General features: G+C 72.4%; 13 protein-coding genes. 8 read left to right on the top strand and 5 right to left on the bottom strand.

Annotated elements, in window-relative coordinates:
- The first annotated feature begins 30 nt into the window (after positions 1 to 30).
- The 4 genes from ACQPXB_RS31895 (at position 31) to ACQPXB_RS31880 (ending at position 6,267) form a co-directional block, all read left to right on the top strand.
- Complete coding sequence (locus ACQPXB_RS31895) at positions 31 to 1,518, top strand: serine/threonine-protein kinase (RefSeq protein ID WP_432845481.1); 1,488 nt, start codon at positions 31 to 33, stop codon at positions 1,516 to 1,518.
- Between the two features lie 103 nt (positions 1,519 to 1,621).
- Positions 1,622 to 2,647 carry a 4-hydroxy-tetrahydrodipicolinate synthase gene (gene dapA, locus ACQPXB_RS31890; RefSeq protein ID WP_366582211.1) on the top strand — a complete coding sequence of 342 codons (1,026 nt, stop codon included), beginning with the start codon at positions 1,622 to 1,624 and terminating at the stop codon, positions 2,645 to 2,647.
- Positions 2,644 to 4,341, top strand: a complete 1,698-nt coding sequence (locus ACQPXB_RS31885; protein WP_366582210.1) for a ribonuclease J — start codon at positions 2,644 to 2,646, stop codon at positions 4,339 to 4,341. Before dapA ends, ACQPXB_RS31885 begins: the two co-directional genes overlap by 4 nt.
- 378 nt (positions 4,342 to 4,719) lie before the next feature.
- Positions 4,720 to 6,267, top strand: coding sequence for a substrate-binding domain-containing protein (locus ACQPXB_RS31880; protein ID WP_432845480.1), 1,548 nt, complete (start codon positions 4,720 to 4,722; stop codon positions 6,265 to 6,267).
- 10 nt (positions 6,268 to 6,277) lie between these two features.
- On the opposite strand, the gene ACQPXB_RS31875 is transcribed toward ACQPXB_RS31880, so the two are convergent.
- Positions 6,278 to 6,850, bottom strand: coding sequence for a TetR/AcrR family transcriptional regulator (locus ACQPXB_RS31875; protein WP_432845479.1), 573 nt, complete (start codon positions 6,848 to 6,850; stop codon positions 6,278 to 6,280).
- Between the two features lie 97 nt (positions 6,851 to 6,947).
- Here ACQPXB_RS31875 and ACQPXB_RS31870 point away from each other — a divergent pair, with 97 nt between their 5' ends.
- The gene (locus tag ACQPXB_RS31870) at positions 6,948 to 7,688 is read left to right on the top strand and encodes an SDR family oxidoreductase (protein ID WP_432845478.1); all 741 of its coding nucleotides are present in this window, start codon (positions 6,948 to 6,950) and stop codon (positions 7,686 to 7,688) included.
- Here ACQPXB_RS31870 and ACQPXB_RS31865 read toward each other — a convergent pair.
- The 3 genes from ACQPXB_RS31865 to ACQPXB_RS31855 all read right to left on the bottom strand — a co-directional run bounded on the left by ACQPXB_RS31865 (position 7,685) and on the right by ACQPXB_RS31855 (position 10,263).
- Complete coding sequence (locus ACQPXB_RS31865) at positions 7,685 to 8,629, bottom strand: EamA family transporter (RefSeq protein WP_432845477.1); 945 nt, start codon at positions 8,627 to 8,629, stop codon at positions 7,685 to 7,687. The two genes, ACQPXB_RS31870 and ACQPXB_RS31865, sit on opposite strands and share 4 nt — an antisense overlap.
- Before the next feature lie 120 nt (positions 8,630 to 8,749).
- Entirely contained in the window at positions 8,750 to 9,394 is a 645-nt protein-coding gene (wrbA, locus tag ACQPXB_RS31860; RefSeq protein WP_366582205.1) for an NAD(P)H:quinone oxidoreductase, read from the bottom strand.
- Positions 9,395 to 9,423: 29 nt separating this feature from the next.
- Positions 9,424 to 10,263 carry a lysophospholipid acyltransferase family protein gene (locus tag ACQPXB_RS31855; protein WP_366582204.1) on the bottom strand — a complete coding sequence of 280 codons (840 nt, stop codon included), beginning with the start codon at positions 10,261 to 10,263 and terminating at the stop codon, positions 9,424 to 9,426.
- A 97-nt stretch (positions 10,264 to 10,360) separates the two neighbouring features.
- On the opposite strand from ACQPXB_RS31855, the gene ACQPXB_RS31850 reads away from it, so the two are divergent.
- The gene (locus ACQPXB_RS31850; RefSeq protein WP_432856870.1) at positions 10,361 to 10,552 is read left to right on the top strand and encodes a DUF732 domain-containing protein; all 192 of its coding nucleotides are present in this window, start codon (positions 10,361 to 10,363) and stop codon (positions 10,550 to 10,552) included.
- A gap of 87 nt (positions 10,553 to 10,639) precedes the next feature.
- Here ACQPXB_RS31850 and ACQPXB_RS31845 read toward each other — a convergent pair whose 3' ends face one another.
- Positions 10,640 to 10,885 (bottom strand): hypothetical protein, encoded by a 246-nt coding sequence (locus tag ACQPXB_RS31845; protein WP_432845476.1) that lies wholly within the window; start codon positions 10,883 to 10,885, stop codon positions 10,640 to 10,642.
- Here ACQPXB_RS31845 and ACQPXB_RS31840 point away from each other — a divergent pair.
- Together ACQPXB_RS31840 and ACQPXB_RS31835 are read left to right on the top strand one after the other, a co-directional pair.
- Entirely contained in the window at positions 10,875 to 13,205 is a 2,331-nt protein-coding gene (locus tag ACQPXB_RS31840; protein ID WP_432845475.1) for a DNA translocase FtsK 4TM domain-containing protein, read from the top strand. The two genes, ACQPXB_RS31845 and ACQPXB_RS31840, sit on opposite strands and share 11 nt — an antisense overlap.
- A gap of 47 nt (positions 13,206 to 13,252) precedes the next feature.
- Positions 13,253 to 13,696: a hypothetical protein gene (locus ACQPXB_RS31835; protein WP_386950180.1), complete on the top strand. Its 444-nt coding sequence runs from the start codon at positions 13,253 to 13,255 to the stop codon at positions 13,694 to 13,696.
- The last annotated feature ends 23 nt before the right edge of the window (positions 13,697 to 13,719 follow it).

The raw sequence follows: 13,719 nt of genomic DNA, 5'->3' as shown, positions 1-13,719 counted from the left end.
CGCGCGACCCCGAACGAGGAGCCCGGCCCCGTGACCGACGAACAGACGCGCCCGTACGACCCGACCCGCCCGGCGCCCGGGCCGCGGCTCGTCGCCGGCCGCTACCTGCTGCTGGGCGAGCTCGGCCGCGGCGGCATGGGCGTGGTGTGGCGCGCGCAGGACCAGGTGATCGGCCGCCAGGTGGCCATCAAGGAGCTGCGGCTGCCGGACACCGAAGGCCAAGCGGTGTTCTCCGAACGCGTGCTGCGCGAGGTCCGCACCGGCGGGCGGCTCAACGACCCCGCCGTGGTCACGGTCTACGACATCATCACGGACAACGGCACCACGTTCATCGTGATGGAGCTCGTCGAGGCCCCGACGCTGGCCGACCTCGTGCGCCGCCAGGGCCCGATGCCGGCCGCGCACGTCGCGGTGATCGGCGACCGCGTGCTCGCCGCGCTGCAGGCCGCGCACGCCGCCGGGATCGTGCACCGCGACGTGAAGCCCGCCAACATCATGGTCGCGCCCGACGGCCGCGTGAAGCTCACCGACTTCGGCATCGCGCACGCCGTCGACGACCCGCGCCTGACCACGAGCGGCGTGATCGTGGGCTCGCCCGCGTTCATGGCGCCCGAACGCGTCGAGGGCCGCGAGGCCATGCCCGAGTCCGACCTGTGGTCGCTCGGCGCGACGTTGTTCTTCGCCGTGGAGGGCATCGTCGCGTTCGAACGCCCGACCACGGCCGCGACGCTGCACGCGATCATGACCGAGGTCCCCTACCTCACCCGCGGCCAGGGCCCGCTCGCCGCGGCGATCCTGGGGCTGCTCGTGGCCAAGCCGGAGGCCCGGCTCACGGCCCCGCAAGCCCGCAACCTCCTCGCCACCGCGGCCGGCCAGCCGCCCACGCCGCCGTCGGGCAGCACCGCCCCCGTGCTCACCACCGCCCCGGCGGCCGTCGCCGCCGCGCCGAAGCGCTCCCGCCGCGGCTGGTGGCTCGCCGGCGCCGCCGTGCTCACCGTCGCCGCGCTGGCCGGTGGTTTCTTCCTCGGCAAACCCGTGTGGACACCGAAGACCGACCCGCAGCTGCGGCCCACCGTCACCTTCGGCCCCGACGGCTTCCTCAAGGCGGAGATCGGCACCTACTACCGCTGCTACAACGCGGCGGTTCAGCAGGGCGTGGTGATCAGCGACGACAACAGCACGACCTGCGACAAGCCCCACACCCTCGAGGTCTACGACATCGGCTCGGTGCTGCCCGTCGAGAGCTACGCCGACGACGAGGCGAAGGTCGCCGCCTACCCGGGCCTCGAGTCCGTCAGCCGGCTCGCCGAAGCGCGCTGCGCGGCGTCGTTCCACTCGTCCGCGGTGCCCGAGCAGCAGCGCGCGGGGCTCACCTATCAGGCGATCGTGCCCACGCAGCACGAGTGGGAGCTGGTGCCCACCGAGGACCACCGGGACTACAACCGCGACTTCTACTGCGTGCTCGCGAAGCCCGGCAACGCCCAGATCCCGGCGCAGATCACCACTAAGATCAAGTGACCGGGGCGAGAAGTTCCGCCCCGGGCCCGCTCACCCGGGAAAATCTCCGATCTTCACCAGGTCGGGCCCGGGTTCACCCGTTCGACGAGGTACCGTCAACACCATGTCCACTGCACCGTCCACCCCACCCACTGCCGCGCCCGGACGCCCGTTCGGCCGCGTGCTCACCGCGATGGCCACGCCGTTCGACCGCGATGGCGCGCTGGACCTGAAGCGGGCCCAGGAGCTCGCCGAGCACCTCGTGGAGCTGGGCAACGACGGACTGGTCGTGAACGGCACCACCGGCGAGAGCCCGACCACGAGCGACGAGGAGAAGACGGCGCTGATCCGCGCCGTCGTCGAGGCCGTCGGCGACCGGGCGACCGTGGTGGCGGGTGCCGGCACCAACAACACCGCCCACAGCGTCGAGCAGGCCCGCGCCGCCGCCGAGGCGGGTGCCCACGGCCTGCTCGTGGTCACGCCGTACTACTCGCGGCCCAGCCAGGCCGGCCTGTTCGCGCACTTCACCACGGTCGCGGACGCCACCGAGCTGCCCGTGCTGCTCTACGACATCCCGCCGCGCTCGATCGTGCCCATCGAGGTCGACACGCTGCTGCGGCTGGCCGAGCACCCGCGCATCGCCGCGGTGAAGGACGCCAAGGGCGACCTCATCGCCGGCTCCGAGGTGATCGCCAACACGCACCTGGCCTACTACTCGGGCGACGACGGCCTGAACCTGCCGTGGATCGCGGTCGGCGGTGTCGGCGTGGTCAGCGTCATCGGCCACGTGGTGGCCGGGCGGATCCGCGCGATGATCGACGCGTACGAGAACGGCGACACCTCCACCGCCCGCACCAACCACCGCGCCATGCTGCCGGTGATGCGCGCGATGTCGCGCGTCGGCGGGGTCGCGTTCGCCAAGGCGTCGCTGCGGCTGCGCGGGTTCGACATCGGCGACCCGCGGCTGCCCGTCGTGCCCGCCACGGAGGAGCAAAGTGCCCTGATCGCCGCCGATCTCGCCCAGGGCGGCGTGCCGCTGGGCGACAGCGCGGCCCAGGACTGGCATGGTGCACGGGTGGCACAAGCGGATTCCCAGGCGGCCTACGTCGCCCCCACCTCACACACCAGCGTTGGGACCTTGCCCCGGTGAGCTCACTTCCCCCCGGACCCGGACCCACGAACCTCCCGCCCGCCCTTCCCGAAGGCGCCCTGCGCGTCGTCGCGCTGGGCGGCATCGGCGAGGTCGGACGCAACATGACCGTCTTCGAGTACGACGGCAGGCTCTTGATCGTCGACTGCGGCGTCCTCTTCCCCGAGGACGACCAGCCGGGCGTCGACCTGATCCTGCCCGACTTCCGCGCGATCGAGGAGCGGCTCGACGACGTCGACGGCCTCGTGCTCACCCACGGGCACGAGGACCACATCGGCGCCGTCCCGTTCCTCTTGCGGCTGCGGCCCGACCTGCCGATCTACGGCTCGCGCTTCACCAACGCGCTGCTCGCGGCCAAGGCCAAGGAGCACCGCCAGCGGCCGAACCTCATCGAGGTGCGCGAAGGCGAGCGGCGCAAGGTCGGCGCGTTCGACCTCGAGTTCTTCGCCGTGAACCACTCGATCCCGGACGCGCTCGCGGTCGCCATCCGCACGCCCGCCGGGGTCGTGCTGCACACCGGCGACATCAAGCTCGACCAGCTGCCGCTCGACGGGCGCCTCACCGACCTCGCGGGCTTCTCGCGCCTGGGCGACGAGGGCGTGGACCTGTTCTGCGTCGACTCGACCAACGCCGAGGTGCCCGGGTTCGTCATGCCCGAGCGCGACATCGGCCCGGTGCTCGACGACGTGATCCGCCGGGTCGACCAGCGCGTGATCGTCGCGTGCTTCGCGAGCCACGTGCACCGCGTGCAGCAGGTGCTCGACGCCGCCGTGCGGCACGGCCGCCGGGTCGCGTTCGTGGGCCGCTCGATGGTCCGCAACATGGGCATCGCCGCCGAGCTGAAGCTGCTCGAGGTGCCGGACGGCCTGCTCGTGGACCTCGACCAGGCGAGCACGCTGCCCGAGAGCAAGGTCCTGTTCGTCTCGACCGGTTCACAGGGCGAGCCGCTCTCGGCGCTCTCGCGCATGGCGCGCGGCGAGCACCGGCAGATCTCGATCCGCGCGGGCGACACCGTCGTGCTCGCCAGCTCGATGATCCCGGGCAACGAGACCGCCGTGTTCGGCGTGGTCAACGGCCTCACGCGGCTCGGCGCCAACGTCGTGCACCAGGGCAACGCGAAGGTCCACGTGTCCGGCCACGCGTCGGCCGGCGAGCTGCTCTACCTGTACAACGCCGTCCGCCCGAGCAACGTGATGCCGGTGCACGGCGAGTGGAAGCACCTGCGCGCCAACGGCGAGCTGGCCATCCGCACGGGCGTGTCGCCGGAGAACGTGGTGATCGCCGAGGACGGTGTGGTCGTGGACCTCGTCGACGGCAAGGCTTCGCGGACCGGCCGCGTCGAGGTGGGCCACGTGTACGTGGACGGCCTTTCGGTGGGCGACGTCGGCGAGTCGACGCTGTCCGACCGGCTGGTGCTGGGCGAGGGCGGCTTCATCTCGATCAGCGTCGCGGTCGACTCCAGCACGGGCCGCGCGGTCAGCAGCCCGACGGTCTCGGGGCGCGGGTTCTCCGACGACCCGAAGGCGCTCGACAGCGTGGTGCCGCTCGTGGAGATGGAGCTGGCGCGCACGGAGGCCGAGGGCATCACCGACACCCACCGCATCGCGCAGGCGGTGCGCCGGGTCGTCGGCCGCTGGGTCGCCGACACCTACCGGCGCCGGCCGATGATCGTGCCGACGGTCATCCCGGTCTGAGTTCTTCGCGTCGCCGGCCGCCGCCGCTCTCCCTTGGCCGGGGGAGCGGCGGCGGCTTTTTTTCAGCGCGGCCGGCCGGTTTTTTCAGCGGGTGATGGCGGCGATCAGCAGTGCGAAGGCGACGACGGCGCCCTGGCGGGCGAGTGCGTTGCGGGCCCGGCGCTGCTCGGACTTGGTCGGTGTGGTCACGGCTGCCCCCGTTTCTCGTGGTCGGTCCATGGTCGCTCGTGCGGCGGCCCGGCACATCCCGCGTGAGGCGGGTCCTGGCTCCCCTCAGGTACGAGTCCCGCTTTACGCCGTTCGTCCTACGGCGGCGGGCCGCGGCGGCGTTAACCTGCGTTGAGCAGGAGGGACGCGCCGATGGGGCGTCATTCGAGCGTGCGGGCACGAAGCCGGCTGCTGGCGCCGCTGGCTGTTTCCGTGCTGCTCGTGCTCGGTGGCTCGGTGTGGGCCGCGGCCACGCTGGAGAGCCGGTGCGCGAAGGGGCACGTGCTGGTGTCGGCGTCGCCCGATGTCGCCCCGGTGCTTTCCCAAGTGGCGCAAGGACTTTCGGCGTCTTGCCGGTCGTACGAGATCCGCCCGCGCGACACCGCGCAGGCCGTGGCCGAGTTCGGCGCGCCCGGCGGGGAGCGCGCGCAGGTCTGGGTGCCGGACTCGACGATCGCGTTGCAGCGGGCGCGGCAGCTCGGCGCGACGGACGTGCCGGAGTCGGGGCCGTCGGTGGCGAGCTCCCCGGTCGTGCTGGCCGTGGCGGAAGGCACCGCGCGCGGGCTCGGCTGGCCGGAGCGCACGCTGACCTGGACCGACGTCGTCGGCGCGCCGGGCGCCGTGCTCACCACGCCGGACCCGGCCCGCGACCCGGTGGGCACCTCGGCGCTGGTCGGGCTGCGCGACGTGGTGGGTTCGGCGCCGGACCCGGCGGGGGCGTTCGCGGCGGTGCTGCGGCGGTTCGCCGTCGGCGGCGGGGGAGGGACGGCGTATCCGGCTTCGGAGAGCTCCGTGGTGCAGCACAACGCCGCTTCGGGGGCTTCGCCGCTGGTGGCGGTGTATTCGGCCGGTGCGCCCGCGCTGGACTACCCGTTCGCGCGGCTGAGCGGCGCCGGGGCCGAGCAGAGCGCGGCCATCGACGTATTGCAGCAGGCGGTGCTGGGCAGTGCGGGCACGGCGGCCCTCGCCCGGGCCGGCCTCCGCGTCCCCGGGCAGGCCCTGGCCGGGCACGCGGACGACCCGCACGTACAGGCGGCCGGGCAGCGCAGCGCGCCCGTGCCGTCGGGTGCCGATCTCAAGGTGCTGCTGACCCAGTGGGCGGGCGTGAACCTCGACGCGCGGGTGGAGGTGCTGCTGGACGTCTCGGGTTCGATGGAGGCGCGCGTGCAGGGCACGAACTTGAACCGCATGCAGGTGACAGTGGCCGCCGCCGAGCAGGCGCTGCACCTGTTCCGGCCTTCCACGCAGCTGCGGATCTGGGAGTTCGCCACGAGACTCGACGGGGCCAAGGACTACCGAGAGGTGCTGCCGCTCGCGCCGGTCGCCCAGCACCTCACGCCGGACGACCTCGCGAAGCTCACCGCGGTGCGCGCCGTCCCGAAGGCGGGAACCGGCCTGTACGACACCGTGCTCGACCTGTACGGGGTTGCTCGCCGCGACTGGCAGCCCGGCGTGCTCAACGTCGTGATCGTGATGACCGACGGCCGCAACGAGGACACGTCCGGCATCTCCCGTGAGGCGTTCCTGGCCGGCCTCACCCGCCTCGCCGACCCGGCGCACCCCCTGCCGGTGATCGCGATCGGCATCGGCGCGGACGCCGACGAGAGCGAACTGTCCGCCATCACCGCGATCACCGGCGGCGGTGCGTACGTGACGCGTGACCCGACGAAGATCGGCGACGTGTTCTACGGGGCGCTGGCCCAGCTCGTGGCGCGCTAGCGGTATTCGGCTAGGCCGGTTCTTTCGGCGGGCGCAGCCCGTCGACCACGACTGTGACGACCGTCGTTGCCCGCGGCTCCCACTCCGCCTCGGGGATCCGCGACAGCGCGCCCAGAAGCAGGATTACGTCGGCGGCATCGACCCCGTCGCGCACCTGACCGGCGGCCTGCCCGCGCTCCAGCAGCGTGCCGAGCGCTTCGTCGAGCCGGTGGTGCTGGCCGGAGTACAGGTCGTGCCACGCCGAGGCCTCGATCGCCGCCATGACGCCGCGTTTGACCCGCGCGTACTCGACCAGCCGGTGCAGCCAGTGGGTCAGAGCCAGCAGCGGCGGGTGCTCGGCCAGCAGCGGCGGCACGGCGTCGACGAGCTGGGTCAGCTCGTGGCGGTACACCTCGGCCAGCAGGTGCTCGCGGGTGGGGAAGTGCCGGTAGAGCGTGCCCTGGCCGACGCCCGCGGCTTTCGCGACCCCGTGGAGCTTGAGGTCGTCGATCGCCCCGTTGGACCTGCTCAGCTCGGCCCGCGCCGCCTCGACGATGCGGTCCCGGTTGGCCACCGCGTCGGACCGCAGCTCACGGGTCGCCACCGGCGTCACCTCGCTTCCCGTTCGACTAAGTGGACAACTGTCCGGTACGGTGGGAACCGTAAGCGGACAGTTGTCAGTTTAGAGCGGAGAGGTCGAGATGAGCACGTTGGAGGGCAAGGTCGTCGCCATCACCGGCGCGAGCAGCGGGATCGGGGAGGCGACGGCGCGGGAGCTGGCGGCCCGCGGTGCGGCCGTCGTGCTGGGCGCGCGGCGCACCGATCGGCTGGCCGCGGTCGTGACGCGGATCCGGGCCGCGGGCGGGCGCGCGGAGATGCTGGACGTCGACGTGACGAAGCGGGCCGATCTCGAACGGCTGGTGGCGGCCGCCGTGGACCGGTTCGGCCGGCTCGACGTGCTGGTGGCCAACGCGGGCGTCGCGCGGATCGCCCCGGTGGGCGACCTCGACGTGGACAGCTGGGACGCGATGATCGACGTCAACCTGCGCGGGGTCCTGCACGGCATCGCCGCCGCGCTGCCGGTGTTCCGGGAGCAGGGCAGCGGGCACCTCGTGACGACCGTGTCGACGTCGGGGCTCAAGATCGTGCCGGCGCAGGCGGTGTACGCGGGGACCAAGAACGCCGTGCGCACGTTGCTGGAGGCGCTGCGCCAGGAGTCGACCGACGGGGTGCTGCGCACGACGTCGATCTCGCCGGGGTTCGTCCGCACGGAGCTCGTCGACTACGTGGCGGACCCCGCGCAGCGCGCTCAGGCCCAGGAGGCCATGGCGGCACTCGGCATCGCTCCGGAGGCCGTCGCGCGCGCCATCGCGTTCGCGATCGAGCAGCCGGACGACGTCGAGATCGGCGACCTGACCATCCGGCCCGCGCGGCAGGGTTAGGTCACGCCTTTCGAAAACCGTTGCACCACATACGCTCCGCCGAGCAGGATCGCCGCGCCGAGCGCCTGGGGCCACGCCAGGGCCTCGCCGAGCAGGGCCCACGCGAAGGCCGTCGCCGTGACGGGTTCGAGGAGGCCGAGCACGCTGGCGACCGAAGCGGGCAGGTGACGCAGGGCTGTGATGCCGAGCAGGTAGGACAGCACGGTCGAAAGCAGCACCAGCAACGTCAGCAGCAGCCAGATCGGTGGCGTCCACGGGCCGAACTCCACGGCGTGGCCGAGCAGTGACCACGGGATCGTCCACGGTGGACTGACCACGGACACGACCACGGCGCCGACGACCATGCCCCACGTGACCAGGCCGAGGGGATCGCGGTCGGCGACCGCGCGTTCGCCGATGAGGAAGTAGCCGGCGGAGCACACCGCGGCGCCCAGCCCGGCGAGGAGGCCGATCGCGTCGAGCGTGAGGCCCTGCCAGGCCTGGCCGACGAGCGCGAGACCGACGATGGCGAGCGCGATCCCGGCCCACATGGCGCGCGGCAGGTGCGTGCGGCGGACCACGCGCACCCACAGCGCGATCAGCACGGGGGAGAGGAACTCGAGCAGGATCGCGATGCCCACGGGCACGCGGTCGGCGGCGATGAAGTAGGCGAGCTGCGTGCCGGCGACGCCGAGCAGGCCGTACGCGAGCAGCATCGGCCATTCGCCGCGGCGGACCTTGAGCGTGTGCGGCGCGAGGGCGGCCGTGCCGGCGAGCAGCAGCAGGCCCGCGAAGCCGATGCGGAACGTCGCGACCTGCTCCGGTGTCATCCCGGCGGCCATCGCGGGTTTGCCGAGCGTGCCGGACGTGCTGAAGAACAGCGCGGCGAGCAGCACGAACGCCACCCCGCGGCCACGGTGCGCGGCGCGGGGTGGCGTGACGACGGGCAGTTCGGTGGTCACGGTCGTCGACAGTACGACTTTCGCGTCACCACCGAAACCGATTTAGCGGTTATCGTCCGACTTACCAATCCGGCCAAAAGTAGGCCGACCCCCACGCGGCGCGTAACCATCACTACGAAGTCATCCGGCCGTAACTGTGGTCGGATTGGTAATGATCGGCGCAGTCAGTCCGGTGGCGACGTGGGTGGTGATCGTCGCGAGACGCTTGCCCTGCCGGGTCAGCGCGCCGAGCGCCAGGTCGTCGGGCGCGGCGGACTTACGCGAGACGAACGAGCCGCCGTAGGGGTTGCCCGACTCCTTCAGGTGCGGGTCGCCGTAGCCGAGCGGCACGACGATGGCGCCCCAGTGGTAGAAGATGTTGTTGGTGGCCAGCACGGTCGCCTCGAGGCCGCCGTGCGCGGTCGACGCCGTGGTGAACGACGTCGCGACCTTGTCGGCCAGCTTTCCCTGCGCCCACAGGCCACCGGTGCTGTCCAAAAAGGACTTCAGCTGTGCCGCAGGCCCGCCGAAGCGCGTGGGGCTGCCCACGGCGAGGCCGTCGGCCCACTCGAGGTCGGCCAGGGTGGCGTACTCGTGGTGCGGACCGGAGTCGACCCACGCCTGCCAGCGGGGGTTGCTCGCGACGGCCTCGGGCGGCGCGGTCTCGCGCACGGTCCGGACCCGGACTTCGGCACCGGTCTCCCGGGCGCCCTCGGCCAGCGCGGAGGCGAGGGCGGCGGTGTTGCCGGTGGCGCTGTAGTAAACGACGAGGATGCGTGTGCTCACGCCCCGCGACTCTAGGCGAAAGCGCGGGTTCAGGACTGTGGTGTCCGAGGGGTGGGCGGCCCCGGCTTCCAGGGGCTCACGGTGTCCGTCGGCCGCGTCGGGTCGTTGAACCGCGGCCGCACCGGCTCGTCACGGCGCAACGGCACGAGGCCGTCGGTGATCGCCTGCATGATCTTCGCGTGCGCCCGCACCCCGGCGCCCGGCCGCTCCGGCTCGACGTCCGACAGGTCCACCGGCGCCCCGAAGTGCACCTTGAACCGCGGCCGCCGCAGCGGCGCGCTCAGGCCGGATCGCGCGAGCGGCACCAGATCCGCAGGCCCGTTCACGGTCTCGGTGCCCCAGTACACCGCCTCGTGCGCGCCCCACTGGCTGATCGGGATCACCGGCACCCCCGCGGCCAGCGCCAGGCGCGCCGCCCCCGTCTTGCCGCGCTCCGGCCACAGGCCCGGGTCGTGGCTGATCCGGCCCTCCGGGTAGACGATGATCGGCTCCCGCGTGGTCTTGAGCTCCGCCACGGCCTCGGCGAACTGCCCGATGGCCGTCGCCGCGTGCTTGCGGTCGACCCGCAGGTGCCCGCTCACCCGCAACGCCGGCCCGATCACCGGCGCGTCCAGGATGCCCCCGGCCAGCATGAACCGCGGGTTGATGCCGATCCGCTTGCACGCCGCCATCAGCACGAACGCGTCGAACACGCCGATGTGGTTCGCCGCCATCAGCAACGGCCGCCCCCGCAGCTGGCGCGGCACCGCTCCCGACACCGTCAGGCGGCCCACGAGGTTGACCAGCCCACGGTCGATGTTGAGCATCGTCCGCCAGATCGCCGGAGCACGGCGCGGGGCCGGGAAGTCGTCCTGTTGCAGCGCGAACATGGGCAGAGTTTGTCATGGGGTGGATCTCGGACCGTCGGGGTGGTTGACCACGTGACCTCGGCTCCGTGACGAACCGGCGCGCACCCGCGCTGGTTCGATCGACCCCGGCCTCGTCACCAACGAGGCCCGCGCCGTCGTGCACGCGCACGACCTCTGCGACGACCTCGCGCGAGGCAAGGACCACGCGGCCGTGCCGGCGAGCGCGACCTGGTACTTCAACGGCGCCGACGGGTCGGTCGACCAGGCGAAGGCCGAGCAGATCGTCGCGGCCGCCGGATCGCTCTGCTGAGCGGAACCCGCCAGGTCGGCGGGGACATCCGAGACGATTGTTTCCCCTGCGCTGAGAGTGGCGCATGTGACTATCGGTCCCGGGCCGTTACCGTGGAGGCATGTCTGGGTCGGCGACGAGGAAGCGGAGCACGGCGGGAAGCGGCGGGAAGGCACCGGCGCGTGGTTCGCGCACGCCGGCGAAGCCGCGGTCGTCCGGGGGTTCCGGGGCGCGTTCGTCGGGCTCGGGCGGGTCACGTGCCTCCGGGTCGCGGCCGAGGAGCACCGCCCGCAAGCCCGCGCCGCGACGGGGGAAGGCGAAGTCCGGTGCGTTCGGGCGCGGGGTGCGCGGCACGTGGAACCTGGTGGCCAAGGGCGTCGGCTCGCTGGCCCGCACGGTCGGGCGCACGCGGGAGCTGGAGCCGGAACACCGCCGCGACGGGCTGGCGCTGGGGCTGATCGCGCTGGCGATCGTCGCGGCCGTGGGCGTGTGGTGGCGGGCCGCGGGGCCGATCGGCGCGGCCGTGGAGGTCGCGACGCGCACGGTGCTGGGCGCGGGCGCGGTGACGTTGCCGCTGGTCCTGGTCGTGGTGGCGGTCGCGTTGATGCGGTCGGAGCCGAACCCCGAGACGCGGCCGCGGATGGTGATCGGCACGGTGCTGGTCGTGCTGTCCGTGCTGGGGATGCTGCACATCTTCACGGCCCTGCCCGAAACCAACGAGGGCCGCATGTACGCCGGCGGCATCGTCGGGCTGTTCTCCGGCGGCCTGCTAGCCAAGGGCGTCACCACGTGGGTCGCCGTGCCGTTGCTGATCCTGGCGCTGCTGTTCGGCGTGCTGGTGTTCACCGGCACGCCCGTGCGCGAGATCCCGCACCGCCTGCGCACGTGGGGCCTCGACGAGGACGAGCTGGCCGACCTCGAGGGCGAGGGCGCGGAACCCGAGACCGACGAGGTCGTCGAGGCCGACCCGAAGGCCGTGCGGCTGCGCAAGCCGTCGCGCCGGCGCCAGAGCAGCGCCGACACCGAGGGCGAGCAGCTCGACCTCGACGCGATGCTCGCCGAGCCGCCGACGCCGGTGCGCCCGCCGAAGCCGAAGCCCGCCGAAGAGGTGCCGGAGAAGAAGCCGAAAAAGGCGGCGGAGCCGCCGATGGCGATGACCCGGACCGTCGAGGGCGACTACCAGCTGCCGTCACCCGACCTGCTGAAGCTCGGCGACGCGCCGAAGTCCCGCAGCAAGGCCAACGACGCCATGATCGAGGCGATCACCGGCGTGCTGGACCAGTTCAGCATCGACGCCCAGGTCACCGGCTTCACCCGCGGGCCCACGGTCACGCGCTACGAGGTCGAGCTCGGCCCGGGCGTGAAGGTCGAGAAGATCACGGCGCTCACGAAGAACATCGCGTACGCCGTGGCCACGGACAACGTCCGCCTGCTCGCGCCCATCCCCGGCAAGTCGGCCGTCGGCATCGAGGTGCCGAACTCCGACCGCGAGATGGTGCGCCTGGGCGACGTGCTGCGCGCGCCGTCCACGGTCAAGGACAACCACCCGATGGTGATCGGGCTCGGCAAGGACATCGAGGGCCACTTCGTCACGGCGAACCTCACGAAGATGCCCCACCTGCTGGTGGCGGGATCGACCGGTTCCGGTAAGTCGAGCTTCGTCAACTCGATGCTGGTGTCGCTGCTCGCCCGCGCGACACCCGACGAGTGCCGCATGATCCTCATCGACCCGAAGATGGTCGAGCTCACGCCGTACGAGGGCATCCCGCACCTGATCACGCCCATCATCACCCAGCCGAAGAAGGCCGCCGCCGCGCTGGCCTGGCTGGTGGAGGAGATGGAGCAGCGCTACCAGGACATGCAGGTCAACAAGGTCCGGCACATCGACGACTACAACCGCAAGGTGCGCTCGGGCGAGATCACCGCGCCGCCGGGCAGCGAGCGCGAGTACCGGCCGTACCCGTACATCATGGCGATCGTCGACGAGCTGGCCGACCTCATGATGACCGCGCCGCGCGACGTGGAAGACGCGATCGTGCGCATCACGCAGAAGGCGCGCGCCGCGGGCATCCACCTGGTGCTGGCCACGCAGCGGCCCTCGGTCGACGTCGTGACCGGCCTGATCAAGACCAACGTGCCCTCGCGGCTGGCGTTCGCCACGTCGTCGCTCACCGACTCGCGGGTCATCCTCGACCAGCCGGGCGCCGAGAAGCTCATCGGCATGGGCGACGCCCTGTACCTGCCGATGGGCGCGGGCAAGCCGGTGCGCATCCAGGGCGCGTTCGTGGGCGACGAGGAGATCGCGGCCGTCGTCGCGTTCGCCAAGGACCAGGCCCAGCCCGACTACACCGACGGCGTCACGGCCGCCAAGGCGGGCGAGAAGAAGGAGATCGACCCCGACATCGGCGACGACCTCGACGTGCTGCTCCAGGCGGCCGAGCTCATCGTCACGTCGCAGTTCGGCTCCACCTCGATGCTCCAGCGGAAGCTCCGCGTCGGCTTCGCCAAGGCCGGCCGCCTCATGGACCTCCTCGAAAGCCGCGGCGTGGTCGGCCCCTCGGAAGGCTCGAAGGCCCGCGACGTCCTCATCAAGCCGGAAGAACTGGAGGGCGTCCTCTTCATGATCCGCGGCGGCGACGCCCCGGCGGGCGGCTCGGACGACGAGGACTTCTGATCGGGTCCTCGTGCAACCGGGATCGGTGATCCTTCCGTCCTGATCACATGGACGCGCACAAGCTCGCTCTGGCCATCGGGACCGTCGCCGTGCTCGCGGTGGGCGCGGGGGGTTCGGTGGCGCTCGCGCACACGCTCGACGGGGCGGCGCCGCTGCCGCAGCCGGCCGCGGCGGTGGGGACCGTGCCGGCGGAGGCCGGCCGGGACGTGACGCTCGGGGTGGGCCAGGAGGCGCAGCTGGGCACCAAGGACCTGACCGTGCGCTACACCCGCCTGGTCGACGACTCGCGGTGCCCGGCGAACGTCACGTGCGTGTGGCCCGGTGACGCGGTCGTGGCCGTGACGCTGAGCCAGCCGGGGCGCGGGGAGCAGACGGCGGCGCAGCTGCACACCGGCCGGCGCGGGCCGCACGAGCTGACCTACGCGGCGGCTCACGTCGAGCTCGTCGACGTGAGCCGGGCGGGCGAGCGGATCACGCTGCGGGTGAGCTGATCACCCGGGCGACCTGCCCTTCG

The organism is Amycolatopsis sp. CA-161197 (assembly GCF_050942255.1).
Classification (GTDB): Bacteria; Actinomycetota; Actinomycetes; order Mycobacteriales; family Pseudonocardiaceae; genus Amycolatopsis.
The sequence above is the reverse complement of the archived record's forward strand: the minus strand, read 5'-3'. Positions and strand labels throughout refer to the sequence as shown.